20 protein-coding genes are annotated in these 22,493 nt (G+C 53.1%); 4 read left to right on the top strand and 16 right to left on the bottom strand.

Annotation, left to right across the window (positions count from 1 at the left end):
• Positions 1-77: 77 nt before the first annotated feature.
• Positions 78-1,541 (top strand): serine hydrolase domain-containing protein, encoded by a 1,464-nt coding sequence (locus tag RIC05_RS00735; protein WP_350047842.1) that lies wholly within the window; start codon positions 78-80, stop codon positions 1,539-1,541.
• Here the strand turns inward: RIC05_RS00735 and chrA are convergent.
• The 4 genes from chrA to RIC05_RS00715 all read right to left on the bottom strand — a co-directional run bounded on the left by chrA (position 1,534) and on the right by RIC05_RS00715 (position 5,767).
• The gene (chrA, locus tag RIC05_RS00730) at positions 1,534-2,775 is read right to left on the bottom strand and encodes a chromate efflux transporter (protein ID WP_350047840.1); all 1,242 of its coding nucleotides are present in this window, start codon (positions 2,773-2,775) and stop codon (positions 1,534-1,536) included. The two genes, RIC05_RS00735 and chrA, sit on opposite strands and share 8 nt — an antisense overlap.
• A gap of 227 nt (positions 2,776-3,002) precedes the next feature.
• Entirely contained in the window at positions 3,003-4,478 is a 1,476-nt protein-coding gene (locus RIC05_RS00725) for an AMP nucleosidase (RefSeq protein ID WP_350047838.1), read from the bottom strand.
• 505 nt (positions 4,479-4,983) lie between these two features.
• Positions 4,984-5,238 (bottom strand): hypothetical protein, encoded by a 255-nt coding sequence (locus RIC05_RS00720; RefSeq protein WP_350047836.1) that lies wholly within the window; start codon positions 5,236-5,238, stop codon positions 4,984-4,986.
• A gap of 1 nt (position 5,239) precedes the next feature.
• A complete protein-coding gene (locus RIC05_RS00715; protein ID WP_350047834.1) occupies positions 5,240-5,767 on the bottom strand; it encodes a sigma-70 family RNA polymerase sigma factor in 528 nt (175 codons plus the stop codon).
• A 343-nt stretch (positions 5,768-6,110) separates the two neighbouring features.
• Between RIC05_RS00715 and RIC05_RS00710 the strand changes: the two genes are divergently transcribed.
• Entirely contained in the window at positions 6,111-6,320 is a 210-nt protein-coding gene (locus RIC05_RS00710) for a hypothetical protein (protein ID WP_350047832.1), read from the top strand.
• A 74-nt stretch (positions 6,321-6,394) separates the two neighbouring features.
• On the opposite strand, the gene RIC05_RS00705 is transcribed toward RIC05_RS00710, so the two are convergent.
• Together RIC05_RS00705 and RIC05_RS00700 are read right to left on the bottom strand one after the other, a co-directional pair.
• Entirely contained in the window at positions 6,395-6,976 is a 582-nt protein-coding gene (locus RIC05_RS00705) for a YqaA family protein (protein ID WP_350042396.1), read from the bottom strand.
• 122 nt (positions 6,977-7,098) lie between these two features.
• The gene (locus RIC05_RS00700; protein WP_350047830.1) at positions 7,099-7,566 is read right to left on the bottom strand and encodes a hypothetical protein; all 468 of its coding nucleotides are present in this window, start codon (positions 7,564-7,566) and stop codon (positions 7,099-7,101) included.
• Positions 7,567-7,804: 238 nt separating this feature from the next.
• On the opposite strand from RIC05_RS00700, the gene RIC05_RS00695 reads away from it, so the two are divergent.
• The gene (locus tag RIC05_RS00695) at positions 7,805-8,308 is read left to right on the top strand and encodes a Dps family protein (RefSeq protein WP_350047828.1); all 504 of its coding nucleotides are present in this window, start codon (positions 7,805-7,807) and stop codon (positions 8,306-8,308) included.
• 78 nt (positions 8,309-8,386) lie between these two features.
• On the top strand, positions 8,387-9,769 hold the full coding sequence (locus RIC05_RS00690) for a diacylglycerol/lipid kinase family protein (protein ID WP_350047826.1): 1,383 nt from the start codon (positions 8,387-8,389) through the stop codon (positions 9,767-9,769).
• A 67-nt stretch (positions 9,770-9,836) separates the two neighbouring features.
• On the opposite strand, the gene ftsY is transcribed toward RIC05_RS00690, so the two are convergent.
• The 10 genes from ftsY to RIC05_RS00640 form a co-directional block, all read right to left on the bottom strand.
• A complete protein-coding gene (gene ftsY / locus RIC05_RS00685; RefSeq protein WP_350047824.1) occupies positions 9,837-10,772 on the bottom strand; it encodes a signal recognition particle-docking protein FtsY in 936 nt (311 codons plus the stop codon).
• The gene (gene mtaB, locus RIC05_RS00680; RefSeq protein ID WP_350047821.1) at positions 10,769-12,016 is read right to left on the bottom strand and encodes a tRNA (N(6)-L-threonylcarbamoyladenosine(37)-C(2))-methylthiotransferase MtaB; all 1,248 of its coding nucleotides are present in this window, start codon (positions 12,014-12,016) and stop codon (positions 10,769-10,771) included. Before mtaB ends, ftsY begins: the two co-directional genes overlap by 4 nt.
• A 219-nt stretch (positions 12,017-12,235) precedes the next feature.
• Positions 12,236-13,261, bottom strand: coding sequence for a GGDEF domain-containing protein (locus tag RIC05_RS00675; protein WP_350047819.1), 1,026 nt, complete (start codon positions 13,259-13,261; stop codon positions 12,236-12,238).
• 150 nt (positions 13,262-13,411) lie between these two features.
• Positions 13,412-14,341 (bottom strand): acetylglutamate kinase, encoded by a 930-nt coding sequence (argB, locus tag RIC05_RS00670; RefSeq protein WP_350047817.1) that lies wholly within the window; start codon positions 14,339-14,341, stop codon positions 13,412-13,414.
• A 36-nt stretch (positions 14,342-14,377) separates the two neighbouring features.
• On the bottom strand, positions 14,378-15,040 hold the full coding sequence (yihA, locus tag RIC05_RS00665) for a ribosome biogenesis GTP-binding protein YihA/YsxC (protein WP_350042388.1): 663 nt from the start codon (positions 15,038-15,040) through the stop codon (positions 14,378-14,380).
• Between the two features lie 71 nt (positions 15,041-15,111).
• Positions 15,112-16,824: a membrane protein insertase YidC gene (gene yidC / locus RIC05_RS00660; RefSeq protein WP_350047815.1), complete on the bottom strand. Its 1,713-nt coding sequence runs from the start codon at positions 16,822-16,824 to the stop codon at positions 15,112-15,114.
• A 43-nt stretch (positions 16,825-16,867) separates the two neighbouring features.
• The gene (gene yidD, locus RIC05_RS00655; protein WP_350042386.1) at positions 16,868-17,179 is read right to left on the bottom strand and encodes a membrane protein insertion efficiency factor YidD; all 312 of its coding nucleotides are present in this window, start codon (positions 17,177-17,179) and stop codon (positions 16,868-16,870) included.
• On the bottom strand, positions 17,176-17,637 hold the full coding sequence (gene rnpA / locus RIC05_RS00650; RefSeq protein WP_350042385.1) for a ribonuclease P protein component: 462 nt from the start codon (positions 17,635-17,637) through the stop codon (positions 17,176-17,178). Before rnpA ends, yidD begins: the two co-directional genes overlap by 4 nt.
• Before the next feature lie 4 nt (positions 17,638-17,641).
• Positions 17,642-17,776: a 50S ribosomal protein L34 gene (gene rpmH / locus RIC05_RS00645; protein WP_033369208.1), complete on the bottom strand. Its 135-nt coding sequence runs from the start codon at positions 17,774-17,776 to the stop codon at positions 17,642-17,644.
• Between the two features lie 159 nt (positions 17,777-17,935).
• A partial coding sequence (locus RIC05_RS00640; protein WP_350047813.1) for a beta strand repeat-containing protein occupies positions 17,936-22,493 on the bottom strand: 4,558 nt, incomplete at its 5' end.

Below are 22,493 nucleotides of genomic sequence, written 5' to 3'. Positions count from 1 at the left end.
ACCTATCCCGCGAAGCAGGCGACCCTCCATTTCCTTAAGTTTTGAGGAGCGATATAAACGCAAGGCAGGGACGTGGAATGCAGTTGATCAAGGCCATCTTTATCGGACTGATATTGATTGGCCTTTCTGTTGTATCTGCTTTCTTCATCTGGCTGGCACCAGTCGGTGCGGCATATGGCGCAAAGATCATGTGTTCGGCGATCTTTGTGAACGGCCTGACATCAAGCCGGGCACGGGCCGAAGACGTTCTGGCCGATAACAGCCCCCTGTTATCCCTGATCACCACCAATGTTGATTTACGCAACCAGACTGTCAGTGCGCATGCGTTTGGATTTCGCAAACGCTTTGCGGTGTATCGCCCGAACCTTGGATGCACGCTGGCCAATGATCAGGCCCACATCACACAGCTGCGCAACTCCACCCCGATCATCCGCCAGGTTGCCGCAAAATCGCTTCTGACAACCAGCTTGCCGGGGAATGTTGATCGCCGTGCGTTGAACAACATCCTGTTTGATGTGATGGATGAACCCGGTTCTCAGCCAGAACGTCGAACCCGTGCGGTTTTGATCCTCCATCAAGGCAAGGTCGTTGCCGAACGCTATGCGGATGGCATCTCGTCGCAAACGCCCCTGCCCGGTTGGTCAATGACCAAAAGTGTCTGGAACGCGGTTCTGGGCCGGATGCGCAACGAAGGCATGATGCCAGATGTCACCAGCCCGGTTTTGATCAATGAATGGCAGGCGCAAACCAACGATCCGCGTGCGCTGATTACCTATGATGATCTTTTACATATGCGAAGCGGGCTTGAGTTTGATGAAAGCTACTGGAACCCGCTTTCCGATGTGGTGCAGATGCTGTTTATCGAACAGGCTGCGGCGGGTTATGCCGTTTCAATGCCATTGGAAAACACACCGGGTGAAGTTTTTTCATATAATTCCGGGGCGACCAATATCCTGTCGGCTGCCGTTCGCAATCTAAGCGGATCAAGATCAACCTATCTTGTCCGCCCGACCGATCTTTTGTTTCGCCCGCTTGGCATCGACAATGCCGTGATTGAAACCGACCCGGATGGCTATTTTATTCCATCAAGCTTTATGCATACCACCGCACGCGACTGGGCCAAAATCGGCCAGTTATTCCTGCAGGACGGTGTGTGGGAGGAAACCCGTCTTCTGCCTGAAGGATGGGTGAAATATTCAACCAGCCCTGCTGAAAATGACCCTGACGGAATTTATGGTGCCCATTGGTGGCTTGATCTGCCGGGGGGGCGCGATGATGACGGCAATCCACGCCGCGATGTGCCCACACTCCCCGAAGATGCGTTTTTCGCACTGGGCCATGATGGTCAATCGATGACGATTATCCCGTCAAAGGAACTGGTTGTTGTCCGCCTGGGTGTCACCCGCAAAAGAGAAGCCTTTAGCCTGCGTAAATTCATCTCGGATATCAGTGCCGTTTTCCCTGATATGCCGGATGAAGTCGATGGCGAGATCATTGATGGTGATGATACTGAAAACGCATCGGCAGACGACGTTAAATAAGACCGGCCAGATATCCCACCAACGCCCCAAGGCCGACCAAGGCCCAAACCGGCATGATCCGCCATTGCAAAATGGCAAAGGCCAAAATCACACAGCCAATGTCAAAGACATCATGAATGGCCCCGGTCCAGATCGGGTCATATAAAACAGCCGCCAGCAATCCGACAACCGCCGCATTCACCCCCATCAAACCGGCCCGCATGGATGAAATATGGCGGACACGATCCCAGAACGGCAGCAACCCGATCACCAACAACCATGCTGGCAAAAAGATCGCAATCAGCGTCACACAAGCCGTGATCGCACTGATTAAAATGCCAGTCTGACCTGCCCCGGTATGAAGGGCCGCGCCGAGATAGGCGGCAAAGGTAAAGATGGGCCCCGGCACCGCCTGTGTGGCACCATACCCGGCAAGGAAGGTTTCAGGATCAACCCACCCCGGATCAACCACCGCGTTTTGCAGCAAGGGCAAAACAACATGCCCCCCACCAAACACCAAGGCCCCGCTGCGATAAAACCCGTCAATCACCGCAAACAGACCGCTTGGATCAAGTCCGGCCGCAATCGGCAATATGATCAACAGGCCAAAGAAAACACCAAGTGCTAGGACAGCACCCTTTGCCGAATGCGCAACAGGGGGTTCGCCGTCATCATCGGTTACTTTGTCCCTGAGCAGAACAAACCCCGCACCCATTCCGCCAAGAATGACGCCAAACTGGGCAAGAACGGTGTCACTGGCAATCATGATGATTGCAGCAAGTATCGAAAAAAGAATACGCGGGATATCCGGGCAAAGGGTCCGCGCCATCCCCAAAAGTGCATGAGCAACCACCCCGACGGCAATCAGTTTCAATCCACGAATGACGCCGTCGATCGCCGCCAAATCAAAGCTGACAAATGCCATACCAAGAATGGCCAGAACGATGGCCGATGGCATGGTAAAGCCAAACCACGCGACAAGAGATCCGCGCACACCGCCCAGCGCCATGCCAATACCCATACCAACCTGTGAGCTGGCGGGACCCGGCACGAACTGACACAGGGCGACCAGATCGGCATAGCGCGCATCGCTGAGCCATTTACGGCGTGCGACAAATTCTTCGCGGAAATAACTGATATGGGCAACCGGCCCGCCAAAACTGGTTAGGCCAAGACGCAGGAAAATCAAAAAGATTTGCCACAACCCGACACCCGCGCCAGCACCCGGCGCAGACGCAGGACCCTCATCTGTCACGGATTGGTTCGTTTTTATCGGGTTGGACATCGCGGTTTATGGCCTTTTTGATCAGATGGCATGCATCAATTTTTCTGACCATACGCAAACAAACTATGGGCACAAAGCCAAAACCGGACCGGATAAATATTCGTCATCAAATCATAACAAAACCCCTGCCATCGGGATCAACCAATGGCAGGGGTCAAAGATATGGCCAAACATTGCCCGAAAGCGGGGGCATATGATTAGCGGAAAGCAGGCTCGTCCAAAGAACGCAGTTTACGGGAATGAAGCTGATTGACGTCCTGACGCAGGGTGTCAATCGTATCGAGACCAACCTGAAGATGCTGACCGATGCGCTGACGATAGAAATTATTCGCCATGCCCGGCAGCTTCAGTTCCCCATGGACCGGTTTGTCCGACACGCACAAAAGTGTTCCGTAAGGCACACGGAACCTGAAACCGTTCGCAGCAATCGTTGCACTTTCCATATCAACGGCAATCGCCCGTGACTGGTTAAGCCGGACAAACAATTCGCTATAGCGCAGCTCCCAGTTCCGGTTATCCGTCGTTGCCACCGTCCCTGTCCGCATGCGTGCTTTCATCTCGCGGCCTTTAAGACCGGTGATTTTTGCAACCGAATCAGCCAAGGCAACCTGTACCTCGGCAATCGGCGGGACCGGTATCCATAACGGCAGATCGGAATCGAGCACATGATCATCACGCACATAACCGTGGGCCAGAACATAATCGCCCAGAAGCTGACTGCGGCGAAGCCCGGCACAGTGGCCCAGCATCAACCAGCAATGCGGGCGCATCACAGCAATATGATCCGTCGCCGTTTTCGCATTTGACGGGCCAACACCAATATTTACCAGCGTCACACCAAGGCCGTCTTCGCGGATCAAATGGTAGGACGGCATCTGGGGCAGTTGTTTGACCGCCTCGCCCATTTTCTTCCACCCTTTGGGGGGATTTTTACGGACATGCACCTTTGGCCCCGGTTCGACAAACGCGATATAGGGGCTTTTGGGATCTTCCAGCTGTTCTTTGGCGAATTCGATAAACTCATCGACGTAACGCTGATAGTTGGTGAACAGCACAAACTTCTGGAAATGTTCCGGCGCTGTCGCGGTATAGTGCCGCAAGCGCGCCAACGAATAATCCACCCGTTCGCCCGAAAACAGCGACAGCGGCTTTGGCCCGGGGCTGGCATTGTGACCATAATGAACACCATTGGCGACGTCATCATCGGTCCGTGCAAGATCTGGCATATCAAAGATCAACTGCATTGGACGGATATCGGTCGGGCCGATGCTATCGGTTGCCGATTCAACCAGAAACGGCAACGGGATCGGACGGTCCGATACGCCAACCACGACCGGAACGTCATGGTTTTTAAGCAAAAGCTGGATTTGCTCACGGTAATATTCTTCAAACAGGTCTGGACGGGTCAGTGTTGTGCCATACACACCCGGGTCGCGCGGTGCGCCAAATGACAAGGTGCTTTCGACATGCAACTTTTCTGGCGGCACTTCGATCCCAAGATACGGGTAGTAGGCACGCACAGGGGATGATTGCTGACCTTTGCCAAAACGCTCAAAGGCTTCTTGGACAGATTGGGCACCGGTCACATAAATATCTTTGATGCGCGCAATTGCCTGTTCAGCATCGGTGAATTCAAACAGATCGCGGACCGATCCGTGGACTCCTGAAACCATAATAGATGCTCCTTTTTGTTATTGTTGTTTGGGTTCTTTCATCTGATCCAGGTGCGCGAAATCGCGCCCGATCAATAACAAAAGCCCTTGGAGCGAGAGATTTATCACCGCCCGCCCGCCATCTGACAACCGAAAACTTTTCAGCATTTCTCAATCTGAGGGCGAAAACCCGTTCATGCAAAAACATGAATACGACCCTCAAGCCCAATTTTCTGTCGGTTTCAGATGGTTACATCTTATATGTCGGGTTTATTTTCAAAAATTCCAAATGACAGTTTTGACACGCTGCCCATAACCGGAGGCCGACCAAAGGATTGCCATAACCTGAAACAGTGTGACTGCGATGGAATTTAGACAAAAAAAGTGCCGAAACCGGGGGACGGTTTCGGCAATTTCAGGGAAGGGCCTTAGACGTTGAGGGAAAAGACGATCAACCCTGATATAGGCAAGTATCTGACCGCTGGTCATCAAAGTCAATATTATTTGATGCGTAGCTTGTATTCTCTCAATGCATAGCTTGCGCTAATACACCTGACTTTTCGGCAATTCTCTGCAATTTATCCAGCCGACGCCGGGCGCGATCATCAAATGCCCATGCGTCACCTAACTCGATAGAATGCAATTTACAGACAATACTGGCAGCACGCGGATCACTTTCGACAAGACTTTCGATGTCCTGTTTTTCTGCGTCATCTTCAAGTGTTCCGCGCACATAACAAAGAATGTCCTCCTTGCCATATACCGCAAGAACATAGGTCATATCAGGCTGCCTCCGGCATGAAGCGTGATGCATGTTCGCGCGCTTCGATTCGACCCACCGATGCACGCAGCTTGCGACGTGCCCGACCAACGCGGGACTTGACCGTGCCGATTTCGACCGACATCTGATCTGCAGCATCCTGATAGGATACTTCTTCAACAGCAGTCAGCATGATCGCCTGCCGTTCCTGTTCGGGCAGTTCATCAAGAACACGGTCGGCATCACGAAGCTGCAAACGAGCCATCTGATTGCTTCCATGACCATATACGTCACCCAGATCATCCCAGTCGACTTGCGGGCCGCGTGTTTTCTCGCGGCGCTTACCTGAAATAAACGTATTGAACAGAATACGGTGCAACCAGGCCTTAAGGCTGGTGCCCTCTTCAAACTGATCCTTTTTGCTGATGGCTTTCAACAATGTGTCCTGAACCAGATCCTGTGCGCGATCCATGCTGCCGGCCAGACGATAAGCGTGGCGGCGCAACGCGGGTACATGGTCTTCGATTTCGTTCATCACTTGTGTAGACATCACAACCTCCTTGTTCGGATGACCTAACCGTAACAAAACAAAATAGAATTAAAAGTAAAATCGTATGGTTAACTAAGGTAATACAGTGAACAAACAGAACATACTTAACATTATCAAGACACATATCTGACACATTGTAGATAACATCAATACCTTACATTAAATACACCCTATAATTACTTTACATTACTTCCATCACAGACTGGAGATACGCCACTGCAGCAAGATAGTTGTTTTATGGAGGAAATGGCGGTAACGTAAGTTACTCCAAAATTTTTGAACGCATTGATTTTCAATGGTTTCAGACGGTTTTAACAACACCTGAAATTGACAGGAAACCCACGTGGCATCGCCGAAAAGAACAGAAAAACTCCAGATCATGCTTGATGACGAGGAGCTGAAGCTTATTGATGATTGGCGTTTTGAGCATCGGATGCCAACCCGCGCGGCCGCAATCCGAGAGCTGATCCGTCGCGGTCTGGTGTCTGAAGATGTCGCAGAACCTGATACCGAAGGCAAAAGCACGACCGATTTCCGTGTTGAGTCGGAATAAAAGCACGCCCCAACAAACAAAAGGCCCGGCAATTTTGCCGGGCCTTTTGTCTTTTTGATCGAAAAATCAGAATATCAACGGGGCGTATCAGGGTTAAATTCCGGTTTTTCACCGGCAAAGATTCGCGAAATACCCGCACCAAAGCCAAGAACCAGCAGCCATAATCCGTAATACCGCACCGCCCGGGACAGCATTATCGCGATCAGGAACAACCAGACCGGATAGGATGCCGCCCCGGCAGCAAGGGCCGCGATCTGCATCGGAACCGGCGCAATACTGATGGCAAACACCACCCAGAAACCACCTTCTTCGAATTTCGTCTCCAGCGTATCAAATTCATCCTGCCAGCCCATCACATCAATCAATGGCTGGGCAAGGTCATCAAATAACGCCCATGCCAGCAGATAAAGTGACAGCGCACCGGCAACACTTCCGATCAACGTAACCGTTGCAACGATGAATCCCCGTGCGCGTGACGCGGCCATAATCGGGGCGATGATGATTTCAATTGGCACGGGAATGATTGTGGTTTCCATAAAAGAGGCAACCGCAATCCCGCCAAGCCCCCTGCGCCCGGCAGCAAGTCCGGCCAATCGTTCCTGTGTCTTTTTCAAAAACCGCTTCACACGCGATCGGGGTGCGCTTTGTTGCGTCATTCTTCCTCCGCTTCTCTGCCCCTGTGCGTGTTTGATCACACACTCAAAACAAAAACAGCCCGCCCATTTTGGGCGGACTGCTTTCCCCGGACGTCACGCCACCGAGTTCAGGTTGTGACGTCTTACTCGGCGGTTTCTTCGTCCGAGATAGCTTTCTGCGCATCTTCAAGCGCATTCACTGTATTGGCTTTGACGTCTTCCCAAGTATCGGCAGATGCATCTTTTGCATTATCGAATGCCATACTCAGCTCGTCGCTTGCCTGATTCCAGGCACTTGCCAAATCTTCAACAGCTTCTTCGCTATCACTTCCGACACGTGCGGAAACCTCGTCATATTTTTCGCCAAGCTGGCTGGATTTTTCATCAACCCAGGCCAGGAAATCTTCTTTCTGCTCAAACGTGAAGTCTTTGGCCTCTTCATACTGGAGCGCAATTTTATCGCCCATTTTATCCGCGTCAGACTTCATCGCATCATCGGTTGCCATTGTGCCGGATGCATCGGTTGACGTCGCCGATCCGGCATAGGCCGGTACGACCCCAACCAAGGACACAACAACAGTACCAATCATCAACATCTTCTTGCTCAACATCACAACCTCCTGGTTTATTAAAAAGCAGCACAATTACTTGCACGCTGCTTACTATCCAAAACGGATGCAGCAAAAGAATGTTCCAATTGTGTTCATTTTAATTACGTCTAAACATGATGGAACCTTTGAAGAATAACCGCGTTATTGGGGAAAGCGTCCGTCTAACGAAATAAAACGCGGCACGTCATATGACGCGCCGCGCATTTTGGCGACGCACCAAAACCAAAGGAGCTTACTCATGGCACATAGCAGTATGCAGACCGTTGCACAGGAATTCCCCGTCGAAACCGGCATGGACCGCAAGGATCGCCGCGAACTGGCCAAGATGCTGACACAGATCATTGGCTCCTCGCACGTACTCTATGCCAAAGTCCGTGGTGTTCACTGGAATGTGGTTGGCCCGGCCTTCTATTCCCTGCACAAAATGACCGAAGAGGAATATGAAGACCTTAATGTTGCCATCGATGATATGGCAGAACGTATTCGGGCCATCGGTTTTGCGGCACCTACCGGCCTAAAAGAGATGATGGAAAATTCCGTGATCGCGGATCAGGAAAAACTTCTTCCGGCCAACGACATGATCAAGGAACTTGTCGAAGATCATGAAAAAATGGCCCGCCTGATCCGTGAAGGTGTTTCTGCCGCCGAGGAAGTCGATGACGTGAAAACCGCCGACCTTCTGACCGAACGAATTGGTGTGCACGAAGAAGCCGCGTGGATGCTGCGCGCCACCATCTCGTAACCAGGACCATTTATTGAACTGGCGCCATCAGGCGCCGGTTCAAACCACCATCCTCGCATTCATTTAAAGGTACACGCCGTGAAAAGTTCTGATCTGACTGGGAATGTCCGTCTGCTTTTGACCAAGGCAAAGCTGCCTGATGAATGGCGCCAGAATGGCGCACAGGCATTGCGCGACGTGTTTGAGGATGCCGGGTATCGAACGGAACTCACCCTGTGTGACAATCCGGACGCCATTCGCGATCAGATCACAAACAACAGCAAGCCCGGCGACATTGTTGCCGTGGGCGGTGGTGATGGCACCATCAATGCCATTCTTGATGCAGTGATATCCAAACAAGCAGTTCTGATCCCCATTCCGCTTGGGACGGCGAATGACTTTGCCCGTACATTGACCCTGCCTGATGATTTAATCGATGCCGCGCGTGCGTCCATTCATGGTCAGATCAGGATGCTTGATGTCGGCTATGCCAATGATCAAAGCTTTATCAATGCGGCAAGTATCGGTGTCCCCGCAGATGCGCGCAAACGCATTAACCCGGATCTGAAACGTAATCTTGGTGCGATTAGCTATGCTGTTGCCAATTGGCAAAGCTGGCATGAAATGGCACCGATGGACCTTACGATCACCTGCGGCACCAACAGTCCACAGAACCTTAAACTCCGGCAGTTAACCATTACCAATGGCCGGTATTTTGGCGGTGGCCTGCGCCCAAGTGAAACCAAAAGCCCGGAAGACGGGCTTTTACATATGTTTGCCATTCGCGACAGTGTCGATACGCTAAGCGGGCTTGATGTTGCAGCCGAACTTCTGTTTGGCTCGGTTGATGACAGCGAATTTGCCATGACCATGGAATGCGATGCGATCACAATTAACGGCGAAGATGGCGCGCCGATCCTTGCCGATGGTGAAATCATCAGCAAACTTCCCGCCAAATTTTCCATTCGCGCCGGTGCTTTGGCGGTGTTTGCACCGAACAGCTTTGTTGGCCTAGCAGACCAGACCCACGGCGAAGAACACACAGCCCCGCTTGTTCATGCAAACGAGATCAATGATGTCATGCGCGATACGCTTGATCTCGCCTTACGGCTGCAGGCCACTTATCCTGTAGCACAACATAGTGAACTCAAATCATTGTGCCATGACGGAACACGCGCCTTACGCAACATCTATCGCCAACTCGAACAGGACCTTCATCCTTACGGGATTCTTGCCGCATCACCAGACCCTGACCTGCACAGTCTGGAAGAATTGCGAGACCGGGTCATGGGGTGGCTGCTGAAGGATGCAGACCATCGCCTTGCCAATGGCCTTACTACCCGCGCAAGGGTGCTTGAGGAGAAAGTAACCGCCCTTGCTGCGGAACAGTTACCCGAAGACATCAAAACGCATGTCAGCGCGCTAAAACGCGAGATCGCGGATTTTCACAAGTCGATCAGCGGCATTTTGAAATCACTTTAAAACCGAAAAAGGCAGCCCGTTGGGGCTGCCTTCTGACGTATTGATATTTCAATGCGTGCCTGAATGCTTAGTCTTCAAGACCGGCCAAGCTACGCGCAAAGGATTTGGCATTAAACGGGCGTAGATCTTCTGCCGCCTCGCCAACCCCGATTGCGTGAACCGGTTTGCCAAATTTCTCTGCCAAGGCAACAACGACGCCCCCCTTTGCCGTGCCATCAAGTTTGGTCACGATCAGGCCGGAAACATCCGTCGCCTGGCCAAAGGTTTCAACCTGTGAATGGGCATTCTGGCCTGTCGTCGCATCCAGAACCAGCAGCGTATCGTGCGGGGCCGTTTCATCGCGCTTCTTGATCACGCGAACGATCTTTGTCAGTTCGTCCATCAGATGCGCTTTGTTCTGCAATCGACCGGCCGTATCAATCAACAAAAGGTCATAGCCTTCGCGCTGGGCCTGATCGATCGCATCAAAGGCAAGCCCCGCCGCATCGGCACCCGTATCGCGGGCAATCACAGGGCAACCGGTGCGATCCCCCCAGACCTTTAACTGTTCGACCGCAGCCGCACGGAACGTATCACCCGCCGCCATCATGACTTTCAGGCCTTGGTCTTTATAGGTCTTGGCCAGTTTGCCAATCGTAGTGGTTTTACCCGACCCGTTGACGCCAACCACCAGAATCACATGGGGTTTCTTCGTCGCATCAATCACCAGCGGCTTTGCCACCGGATCAAGGATTTTGGCGACTTCTTCTGCAATGAATTCCTGGATTTCCGCAGAATCGACTTCTTTATCGAACCGGGTTTTGGCCAGTTCCGCGCTCAGTTTCGCAGCGGTCGTGACACCCAGATCAGACGTAATCAGAAGATCTTCGAATTCTTCCAGCGCATCGTCATCAAGACGGCGCTTGGTGAAGATATCGGCAATCCCGGTGGTCAGCTTTGAGGAGGAGCGCTTAAGCCCGTTTTTCAACCGGGCAAACCAGCTCGTTTTCCCCTCTTCACTCATCCCACAAGCTCCGCAATTAGTTTTCCATCTTCAAGGCCGACGACCTTGGCTTTTGCTATCGTGCCCGGTTCTATCACGCGATCCAGCAGAACGGGAGCAAAATGCTCCGTATGGCCGGTATTTTCCTTTTCAACCAACACATTCTCGGTCATGCCGATGCGTGATTTAAGGAAACCGGTCAATTGAACATCCCCTGCGGCGCGAAGGGCGGATGCGCGTTCCTTGCGCAAATCCTTGCGCACCTGGGGCATCCGTGCCGCGGGCGTTCCCGGACGCGAAGAATACGGGAAGACATGCAAATAAATCAGCCCACATTCATCAACCAGACGCAGGGTGTTTTCGGCCATCTCATCGGTTTCCGTCGGGAAACCGGCAATAATATCGGCACCAAACGTCACATCGGGGCGCAAATCACGGACTTTTTTGCAGAAATCAATCACGTCCTGACGCAAATGGCGGCGCTTCATGCGCTTAAGCACCATGTCGTCCCCTGCCTGCAAACTGATATGCATATGCGGCATCAAACGTGGTTCGGTTTCAATCAACCGGAACAGATCTTCGTCGACTTCAACCGGATCAATTGATGAAATGCGCAAACGCGGCAGTTCAGGCACCTGTGCCAGCAACCGGCGCGACATCTGCCCCAATGTCGGCTTGCCCGGCAGGTCATGACCATAGGATGTAATATCAACCCCGGTCAGAACGACTTCGCCATAGCCATTGGCAACCAGTTCACGGACTTGATCCACGATCTCGCCCATCGGAACACTGCGTGAATTGCCACGGCCAAACGGAATGATGCAAAACGTGCAGCGATGGTCACAGCCATTCTGGACCTGAACAAAGGCACGCGCACGGCCTTCAAACCCGGAAACAAGATGGCTTGCCGTTTCTTCGACCGACATGATGTCATTGACGACAACACGTTCATGATCAGGCATCAGGAACGTTTCGGCTTTCATCTTGGCATCGTTGCCAAAGATGCGATCAATCTCGCCCATCTTGGCGAATTTGTCGGGATTGACCTGTACCGCACAGCCGGTCACGAAAATCTTGGCATCCGGATTTTCCCGGCGCAGGCGGCGAATACTTTGCCGTGCCTGACGCTCGGCCTCGGTCGTGACAGCGCAGGTGTTGATAATGATCGCATCATCCAGACCTGCATTTTTGGCATGGTCGCGCATCACCTCGGATTCATAGGTGTTAAGGCGACAACCAAATGTAACGACGCGCGGCTCTTTCATGCTCGGCATTCTGCGATCTATCTTGGATTTGGGAAACATTCCACCTGCGCCCCGCATTCCGGTGCAGCAAGAGCGGAATGCCCGGCAAAGTCAGTGACCGTGCCGGGCGCTGGTTACATACGCTTTTGAACGTTTCAATGCAAGTCCGGCACCGTCATGGCACGCATGCATTGGACGCGAATACAACGTCACCTGCCGGTATTGGCGGTAGAAACACTGTTACTCGGCAGCAAAATGACGGTTGCGACCGTCTTTCTTGGCGCGATAGAGCGCACTGTCGGCACGGTCAATCAGTTTGGCCCCGCCTTCATTAGCAACATATTCCGCAGCACCAACAGATATGGTCATGTGACCATAGGACGTCCCGGAATTCTTTGCCTTGATCTCACGCGCGGCAATGCGCTTGCTCATATCAGAAGCCAGGTTCATCGCATCGCTAAGCGGTGTTTGCGGCAGCAAGATTGCAAATTCATCGCCACCATACCGGGCAACGATATCGCGCCCCTTGATATTGGCTTTAAGCATGGAGGCAATCAGAACGAGGATTTCATCGCCGATCCGATGACCGAACCGATCATTGGCAGCTTTGAACTGATCAAGATCAACCATCATCACGCAGAAGGTTTCCGGCGTTTCTGAAGAATCATATTCCGCCGCAAGCAAAGAAAGCTGTTCTTCAAAATACATGCGGTTTGATACGCGTGTCAGACCATCCGTATAAGACCGCTCACGTGTTTCATCCAGCTCACGCTGCAGCAATGTGACGCGGTTTAAATAGCTATCAAGACGCTTGTGCAGGTTTTCAATCGTCTGCTTCATCTCATCGGTCTGTTCGAGCACTTCGCTCAGAACCGGACCAACCTCTTTATGCTTTTTAAGAGTCTCTAACGACCGGCCAAGCAACTCGGCATACTGGTTCATCCCTGATCGCGCTGTGTTCAGGCATTCGTCGCTATTTTCGACAAGCTCGGAAAAATCTTCCATGCCGCGCTGAAGGAAATCAGCCGCCTGACGGTCGAAAATATAGCGGTAGTAAAGCTGCAGAAGTGTGTCTTCAGGCAAGTGGTCACCACTGGCCTGTACGGCATCAATCACACGTAATATTTCGGGATTTTCTTCGGCGAAATAGACGAACCACACATGGTAAAGTTCAGGGGTCGGACGTAAGCCCCGATCACGCAAGGCCTTGAGAGTCGCGTCCGCATAGTCCCAATGGCGGGATATCTGTTGTTCCGTCGTGGTCACAACGGTTGCTCCAACTGGTAATTTGATCGTTAAGTCAATGTATTACGCGTTATTCGCGTCATAATTGGCATCAACATATCTCAATTTATCTTACGGAACCAGATATACGTCATACTAAACTATACTAAAGTGGTGGTTCGTCCTCGACGATCAGCTTCCGCGAATCATGGTCCCTGCACCGCGCTCGGTAAACAGTTCGAGCAAGACGGCATGTGGGGCACGCCCATCGACAATAACAGCCGCTTCAACCCCGTTTTGAACCGCATCCATACAGGTTTCGGTCTTCGGGATCATGCCGCCCTGAATCGTACCATCGGCGATCATTGCGTTTATGTGGTCAGTGTCGGCATCCCGTACAAGGTTCTTATCTGCATCAAGGATACCTTTTACGTCAGTCAGCATATAAAGACGACGTGCGCCAACCGCTTTTGCAATCGCACCCGCAGCCGTATCAGCATTGATATTGTATGTCTGACCGTCTTCGCCAACACCAATCGGTGAAATAACCGGAATAATGTCGGTATTCACAAAGCAATCAAGAACATGCGGATTGACGTTTACCGGCTCGCCAACGAAACCAAGATCAAGAACCTTCTCGATATTGCTTTCCGGGTCCCGTTTCGTGCGGGTCAGCTTGCGTGCGGTGATAAGATTGGCATCCTTGCCGCACAGACCAACCGCAATCCCGCCAGCCGCATTGATGTTCGAAACGATTTCCTTGTTGATTTTGCCCGCCAGCACCATTTCGACAACATCGATGGTCTGCTGATCAGTCACCCGAAGGCCATCGACAAATTCAGACTGGATATTAAGCTGCTTAAGCATCTGGCCAATCTGCGGCCCGCCACCATGTACCACAATCGGGTTCATGCCGACCTGCTTCAAAAGAACCACATCCTGAGCAAACAAACGCGCCAGTTCAGGATCGCCCATCGCATGGCCGCCATACTTGATCACGATCTTCTGACCGTTAAATCGTCGCATATAGGGAAGCGCCTCGGACAAGACTTTTGCACGTGCCAATGTCCGGTACGCGCTGGATTCCGACTGGTCTTCTTCAGAACGGATTTCTTCGTTCATCCTATTTCCCCATATTGACGCATCAGGCAGGCAATTTTACAGCAGCGACGATATCTCGGCGCGCAATTCGCCCAGTCCGGTATTCTTTTCGCTCGACGTTGCAAAGATTTTTGGCAAGGCGGCTGGATGTTTCACCAGTGCGTTCACCACTTCCTTGATACGTTTTTCGAGCTGTCCTTTTTTTAGCTTATCTGCCTTGGTCAGCACAACCTGATAGGTCACGGCACTTTCATCAAGCACCTTCATCATTTCTAGGTCGGCCTTCATAAAGCCATGTCTGGAATCGATCAGCACAAAGACACGCCGTAAGGTTACCCGTCCACGCAGATACTGCTTGATCAGGTTTTGCCACGTCTCAACAATACCTTTGGGGGCTTGGGCAAAGCCATAACCAGGCAAATCGACAATGTGGCAGGCCCCATCAAGATCAAAATAGTTAAGCTGCTGGGTACGGCCCGGCGTATTGGACGTACGCGCAAGATCCTTGCGGCCCGTGACCGCATTGATCAGGCTGGATTTGCCCACATTGGACCGACCGGCAAAACAGATTTCCGTTTTGTCTTCCGGCGGCAATTGTTCAAGCTGAGCCACACCAAGAAGAAACGTAACCGGGCGGGAAAAAAGTTTCCGCCCGGCTTCGATTTCGGATGCTTCGTATGTCGGTATCGCAGTTACCGACGGTAAGATTTCGTCTGTCATCGTTATTCCTTCCCCGTAACACGGGGATATTCCCCAAAGGAAATATCAACCCGTGAAGGGTAGATGGGGATTTACATCCCCATCTTGTACATGATGTAACGCTGCTGAAGGATCGACAACGTGTTGTTCCAGGCCCAATAGATCACAAGACCTGCCGGGAAACTTGCCAGCATAAAGGTAAAGATCAATGGCAAGAACATCATGATCTTTGCCTGGGTCGGATCAGCCGGTGCCGGGTTCAGTTTCTGTTGAAGGAACATGGTCAGACCCATGATCAACGGCCAAATACCGATCATCAGCATCTGCGGCGGATCAAACGGGATCAGACCAAACAGATTGAACAGCGACGTCGGGTCCGGTGCGGACAAATCCTGAATCCAGCCAAAGAACGGCGCATGGCGCATTTCGATGCTGACAAACAGAACTTTATACAGCGCAAAGAAGACCGGAATTTGTACAATGATCGGCAAGCAACCCGAAGCCGGATTGATTTTCTCACGCTTGTACAGAGCCATCATTTCCTGTTGCTGACGCTGACGATCATCCTTGAACTGCTCGCGCATTTCAGTGATCTGCGGCTGCAGCTTTTTCATCGCACTCATGGATTTGTACGACTTGTTGGCCAGCGGGAACATGATGGCCTTAACGGCAACCGTGATCAACAGGATCGCAACGCCAAAGTTGCCAACCAGATGATACATCCACTGCAGAACCAGGAAGAACGGTTTGGTCAGGAAGTAGAACCAGCCAAAATCAATCGCGAGATCGAAGTTGGTGATGCCGTAATCCTCTGCATAGCTATCAAGCAGGGTTACTTCCTTTGCACCGGCAAACAGACGGGTTTCGGCCACACCTTCGCTACCATTTGCAATGGTACGGGCCGCACCAAGATAATCGGTCTGATACTTGTCGGCATTGTCCGCGACATGATGGCTAAAGCGCGTGGTCATTTCCTCGTCCGAGGAAGGTGCCAGCGCAACCAGCCAATACTTATCGGTAATGCCAAGCCAGCCGCCGGTGGTTTTCTTTGTGATTGCCCCGTCATCGGCAAGATCGTCATAGTCGATCTCGGTCAGGGTGCCATCGATCACACCAAGCGGGCCTTCGTGCAGGATGTAGAATCCAGCAGTCACCGGCTTGTTCTTGCGCGAAATCAGGCCGTATGGATACAGGGTGACGTCGCCACCGCTGTTATTCACAACCGACTGGTTGACGGTGAACATGTAGTTCTCGTCAATCGCAATCTCGCGTTTAAAGGTCAGGCCCGCGCCATTATCCCAAGTCAGGGTAATCGGGCTATCGGCCGTCAGTGTTTCGCCACTTGCGGTCCAGCGGGTCTCGCTGGTGGGAAGAGCAACGCCCTTATCGCCAGCAACCCAGCCGAACTCGGCAAAATAGGCATCACTGCTGCCCGTCGGGTTCAAAACATGGATCAGCGGACTGTCGGGTTCTTCGGTCTCGTGATAATCCTGAAGCTGGATATCGTCAATGACACCACCAACAAGGCGAATCGAACCTTCGACGCGCGGAGTATCGATCACGATACGCGGCGATTTCGCCAATGCGTCTTCGCGTTTGACCGTCGGGACAGAAAGCTGCCCTCCCGGGACACTCGGCCCGCCGGTTGATACTTGCGGCGCAGTGCTGCCGTTTGCATCAAGCTGTTCACGAACTTGCGCTTCGCGAACCTGCATATCAGGTTCGGGCGCAAAGAAGAATTGCCACCCGATAAGAATCACAACTGCCGATGCAATTGCCACCCACAGGTTACGTTGTTCGTTCATCGCCTCTTTCCGCTTTGTTCAGTCAGCAAATACTGACCGCATTCTATTTACATGACGAAAGCGCCGGGGACCGGTTTTCACCATCCGACGACGCTTTGTTTTGTTCGCAGCCACATCCGGGCACGGGATCATAACCATGACCACCCCATGGATGGCAACGCATTATCCGTTTAATTCCCATCCAGCCGCCTTTTATTGCCCCATGACGGGCCAATGCTTCCATCATGAAAGCCGAACAGGTCGGCTGATAGCGGCATGACCACCCGATATAAGGCGATAAAAAGAGCTGGTAACCGCGAACTGCGATTTGAAGAAGACGGGCAAGGGGACCGGGCGCAGGATTGGAAGAAATCATTTGGCTTGGCCTCTTGCCTTCGTCGAACCGCCTGACGGGTTCCCACCGTGCCCCTTGCGGGAACGGCGTGTATCAGGTGCAGACGGCTTGGCATCAGGGACACGGCGCAGGGCAAACCGCATATCATCAATCAGCTTTTCAAACGGCCGATCAATGGTCTGGTTGCGACCGATCACGACATAATCCCAACCGGGCAATGCGTGTTCGCTCATCAATTGCTCTGCCACAGCACGCAAACGCCGCCGAACGCGATTGCGGACGACGGCCTTTCCCACCTTCTTGGTGACGGTAAATCCGACTCGTACGAGTTGGTCTTCACCGGCGTATTCTGTATCCGGCTTGATCCCGGGACGCGGAGCGCCCTGAAGGATCAATCCCTGTGTAACCCATTTTCGGCGGGTGCCCGCAACACGGAGGAATTCCGTACGCTTTTTAAGGCGTTCCACCGAAATGGTCACAACATTAGGCCGACAGACGCTTGCGGCCCTTGGCGCGGCGTGCGGTAAGCACACGGCGTCCACCGACGGTCGCGCTGCGGGAACGGAAGCCGTGACGGCGTTTCCGTACGAGATTGCTAGGCTGGTAGGTGCGCTTCACTGCACTTACTCCGTTCTAAATAAGGTAATCCGATTAAATTCGAGGTCCGCTGTATAGGGCTTCACACCTGAGCTGTCAACTCGTGACAAGGCACTTACCCCCAGAAAACCGGCAATGCCGTCAGGATTTCGTCCCGACGGCACCCGAAATGCGAATTCGTCACCACTCGATACGTTCGACATTGGAGAATGTCAACTCAGAACCATCGGAAAAGACGATTGTTCCAGACGAATCGGTGGAAAGTTCAAGATGGTGTTTTTTCGAATCGGTGATCTCGCCTTCATCAAGGATCAAGGTCCAGTCACTCGAGTCGAGTTTCCCGCCACCCAGGCCGTTCAGTTCAATGGTATCGGTGGTCCATCCATTGGCACCACCATCCACAGTGTCATTGCCCTCACCCATGTTAAAGATGAACAGATCGGATCCCCCGCCGCCATACAGCGCGTCATCACCGAACCCGCCCATCAGGGTGTCGTTGTCATCGCCTCCCAGCAGCAGGTCATTACCGTCACCGCCACTAAGTGTATCCTTGCCTGCACCACCACTCAGGGTGTCATCCCCGTCGTCGCCATACAGCTTGTCATCACCACCGCCGCTATCAAGCGTGTCATTGCCTGATCCGCCATAGAAGGTGTCCTTGCCCCATCCGCCGGTCAGGGTGTCATTATCCGCCCCACCGTCGAAATAGTTGTCACCACCGTCAGCAACCAGAATGTCGTTGCCATCGCCGCCATAGAAACTGTCGTCGCCATAGGCACCGTGGACCGAGTCGTCACCACCACCGCCCCAGACAGTGTTATCGCCGCCACTCACCTCGATCCGGTCATTGCCGTCACCGGATGTTACGGTGTCATTTGCACTGCCGGTCGTAATGGTGTCGTTGCCACTGCCTGTCTCGATGGTGTTTTTGCCTTCACCGGCGGCAATTGTATTGTTGCCGTCACCGGCATAGATCTTGTCATCGCCGGACCCGACATTGACGGTGTCGTTCCCTGAACCGCCCCAGATGGTGTTCTTGCCACCACCGGCATCGATCTCGTTATTGCCATCACCGGCGTTGATTTTATCGTCGTCGCTGCCCGAATAGATCCGGTCATTCCCCGATCCGGTGACAATATAGTTGTCACCCTCGCCAGCACTGACATAGTTGTTGCCGTCTCCGCCAAGGATCGTGTCATCGCCGCTGCCGGCATAGAGGCTGTCATTGCCTGCACCGGTTTCAATGTGGTTTCTGCCTTCGTTGGCATAAATGATGTTGTCACCATCACTGGCATAGATGCTGTCATTGCCGCTGCCACCGGTGATGTAGTCATTCCCGCTACCGCCATAGATGGTATTGTGACCTTCGCCGCCATGGACGGTATCGTTTCCGGCCCCGGCATCGATATAATCATCACCGTCATCGCCGGTCACACTGTCATCACCTGCACCGGCATGGATCACATCATTGCCATTGCCGCCCCAGATCGTGTCATTGCCGCCATTGGTCGATACCGTATCGTTACCGCCACCGGCACCAACAGTGTCATTTCCTGACCCGGTCTCGAACACCTCACTGCTATCTGATCCCCAGCGGGTTTCATCGCTGTCGACTGTTTCTTCAATGGTGACCTCAAGAATGGCCGTGGTTGTCGCCGTGTCATCACCGTCCTGAGACTGAACAGACACCGTCAGCTCAAACGTACCGGCATAATCACTGCCCGCCATAATCGTCAGCCCGACCAGCTGGGCTGCGCTCAAGGTCCAAATGCCGTTTCCATTATTGGTCCCGGCCGACAGGCTCGCACCATTTGGCACGCCAGAGATCGTAACCGTCAATGTTTCACTGCTATCGGTAACAGCGGCATCAATATCAAGTGCGACACTGTTGCCCTCATCCCCCGTGGCATCGGCAACTTCCAGGGTCGGTGTATCGGCAACACCGGCAACATCAATTGTGATTGTGTCACTGACACTTGCCGTGTCTGCACCGTCGGTCGAGGTAACCGTAACGCCCAGATCAAACGATCCGGAATAGTCATCAGGCGGCGTAATGCTCAGCCCTTCTAGGTCCCCTGCTGACAGTGTCCAAGTGCCATTCCCATTGCTGGTGCCTGCAGACAGCGTTGCGCCATCCGGCACGCCGGAAATGGTGATTGAAAGAACTTCCGATGCATCGGTCAAACCAGCATCAAGATCAAGTGCGATGCTTGTATCCTCGTCACCCGACGCATCAGATGCCTCAAGGCTCGGTGTATCCGCCACACCGGCAACATCAACCGTGATCGAACCGGAACTGGTCGCAACGTCTTCACCGTCTGCAGACTGTGCTGTCACACCAAGATCGAACGAACCAGAGAAGTCATCGGCCGGCGTAATGGTCAGACCTTCAAGGTCATCCGATCCCAACGTCCAGGTGCCATCCCCATTATCGGTACCAGCCGACAAAGTCGCCCCATCCGGAACACCGGAGATGGTGACCGTCAGAACTTCTGAGCTGTCAGGCAGACCGGCATCGATATCAAGTACAATGGCCGAATCTTCAGAACCGGAAGCATCAGAAAGCTCAAGGCTCGGGGTATCTGCAACACCTGCGACATCAACCGTGATTGTGTCACTAACACTCGCGGTGTCTTCGCCATCGGTCGAAGTCACCGTAACGCTCAGATCAAACGACCCGGAATAGTTATCCGCCGGATTAATGCTCAGGCCTTCAATATCTGCCGCTGACAGCGTCCAGGTGCCATCACCATTGTCTGTACCAGCAGACAGCGTCGCCCCATCCGGAACACCCGAAATGGTCACCGACAGAACTTCCGATGCATCACTCAGACCCGCATCGATACTAAGGGCGATCGTTGAGTCTTCGGAGCCCGAAACATCAGATACATCTAGCGTCGGGGTATCGGCAACACCTGCAACATCAACCGTGATTGTGTCACTGACACTTGCAGTATCCTCGCCATCGGTCGAGGTTACCGTGATGCTCAGATCAAACGATCCGGAATAGTTATCCGCCGGATCAATGCTCAGGCCTTCAAGGTCCGCTGCGGACAGCGTCCAGGTGCCGTCACCATTATCCGTACCAGCCGACAGGGTTGCGCCATCAGGAACGCCGGAGATCGTGACCGACAGAACTTCCGATGCATCACCCAGACCTGCTCCGATATCAAGTGCAATCTCTGAGTCTTCAGAACCGCTTGCATCCGAGGCCTCAAGGCCTGGCGCATCGGCAACACCCGTAACACCGACAGAAATCGTATCGCTCACACTTGCCGTGTCTTCACCATCGGTTGAGGTAACGGTAACACCCAGATCAAACGACCCGCTGAAGTCATCGGCCGGCGTAATCGTCAGACCTTCAAGGTCATCCGATCCCAGCGTCCAGGTGCCATCGCCATTATCGGTACCAGCTGACAAGGTTGCCCCATCCGGAACACCGGAGATGGTGACCGTCAGAACTTCCGAGCTGTCGGTGAGACCCGCATCAATATCCAATGCTATTGCGCTGTCTTCAGAACCGCTGGCGTCAGCAACATCCATAGTTGGCGCATCGGCTACACCGGCAACATCAACCGTGATCGAACCCGAGGTCGTTGCGACATCTTCGCCGTCTGCCGATTGCGCCGTAACGCCAAGATCAAAGCTGCCAGAGAAGTCATCCGCTGGCGTAATCGTCAGACCTTCAAGATCATCCGATCCCAGCGTCCAGGTGCCGTCACCATTATCCGTACCAGCCGACAGAGTTGCCCCGTCCGGAACACCGGAAATCGTGATCGACAGAACTTCCGATGCGTCGCTCAGGCCCGCATCGATGTCGAGTGCAATGGCATTGTCTTCGGCACCGGCTGCATCCGAAACTTCAAGGGTCGGCAGATCCGCTTCACCAATTACATTGACCATGACGGTGTCTGTAACAGTCGCGATATCAACACCGTCCTGCGTGCTTGCCGTAATTTCCAGATCGAAAGACCCACTGTAATCCGCAGGCGGTGTAACAGTAAGCCCGTCAAGATCATCTGATGTCAGCGACCAGGTGCCGTCACCGTTATCTGTACCGGCAGACAAGGTCGCACCATCCGGCACGCCACTAATCGTGATTGTCAGGGTTTCGGAGCTGTCAGTGAGGCCAGCGTCGATGTCGAGTGCAATCGCGCTATCTTCGGTGCCGCTTGCGTCATCAACATCCAAAGTCGGGGCATCTGCAACCCCCGCAACATCAACCGTGATGGATCCAGACGTCGTCGCAACATCTTCGCCATCAGCTGACTGAGCGGAGACGCCGAGATCAAAGCTGCCAGAGAAGTCATCCGCTGGCGTAATCGTCAAACCTTCAAGGTCATCCGAGCCCAGTGTCCAGGTGCCATCGCCATTATCCGTACCCGCAGACAGCGTCGCCCCATCCGGAACGCCACTGATCGTCACAGTGAGAATCTCACTGGAATCTGTCAGACCAGCATCGATATCAAGCGCAATCGCTGAATCTTCAGAACCGCTTGCGTCCGCGACATCCAACGTCGGGGCATCCGCAACACCTGCAACATCAACCGTAATCGAGCCGGTCGTGGTCGCGATATCTTCACCGTCTGCCGACTGCGCCGTAACGCCAAGATCGAAGCTACCAGAGAAGTCATCAGCAGGCGTAATCGTCAAACCTTCAAGATCATCCGATCCCAGCGTCCAAGTGCCGTCACCATTATCGGTACCAGCCGACAAGGTCGCACCATCCGGAACGCCA

The sequence above is a fragment of the Thalassospira sp. genome (assembly GCF_040218635.1).
GTDB lineage: Bacteria > Pseudomonadota > Alphaproteobacteria > Rhodospirillales > Thalassospiraceae > Thalassospira.
The sequence above is the reverse complement of the archived record's forward strand: the minus strand, read 5'-3'. Positions and strand labels throughout refer to the sequence as shown.

Bases quoted from the DNA above. Each gene is read 5' to 3' on its own strand.
- RIC05_RS00695 (WP_350047828.1), top strand. From the start codon at position 7,805: ATGGCACATAGCAGTATGCAGACCGTTGCACAGGAATTCCCCGTCGAA.
- mtaB (WP_350047821.1), bottom strand. From the start codon at position 12,016: ATGAAAGAGCCGCGCGTCGTTACATTTGGTTGTCGCCTTAACACCTAT.
- RIC05_RS00715 (WP_350047834.1), bottom strand. From the start codon at position 5,767: ATGTCTACACAAGTGATGAACGAAATCGAAGACCATGTACCCGCGTTG.
- argB (WP_350047817.1), bottom strand. From the start codon at position 14,341: ATGAACGAAGAAATCCGTTCTGAAGAAGACCAGTCGGAATCCAGCGCG.
- RIC05_RS00735 (WP_350047842.1), top strand. From the start codon at position 78: ATGCAGTTGATCAAGGCCATCTTTATCGGACTGATATTGATTGGCCTT.
- RIC05_RS00725 (WP_350047838.1), bottom strand. From the start codon at position 4,478: ATGGTTTCAGGAGTCCACGGATCGGTCCGCGATCTGTTTGAATTCACC.
- yidC (WP_350047815.1), bottom strand. From the start codon at position 16,824: ATGAACGAACAACGTAACCTGTGGGTGGCAATTGCATCGGCAGTTGTG.
- RIC05_RS00720 (WP_350047836.1), bottom strand. From the start codon at position 5,238: ATGACCTATGTTCTTGCGGTATATGGCAAGGAGGACATTCTTTGTTAT.
- ftsY (WP_350047824.1), bottom strand. From the start codon at position 10,772: ATGAGTGAAGAGGGGAAAACGAGCTGGTTTGCCCGGTTGAAAAACGGG.
- yihA (WP_350042388.1), bottom strand. From the start codon at position 15,040: ATGACAGACGAAATCTTACCGTCGGTAACTGCGATACCGACATACGAA.
- yidD (WP_350042386.1), bottom strand. From the start codon at position 17,179: ATGATTTCTTCCAATCCTGCGCCCGGTCCCCTTGCCCGTCTTCTTCAA.
- RIC05_RS00700 (WP_350047830.1), bottom strand. From the start codon at position 7,566: ATGTTGAGCAAGAAGATGTTGATGATTGGTACTGTTGTTGTGTCCTTG.
- RIC05_RS00705 (WP_350042396.1), bottom strand. From the start codon at position 6,976: ATGACGCAACAAAGCGCACCCCGATCGCGTGTGAAGCGGTTTTTGAAA.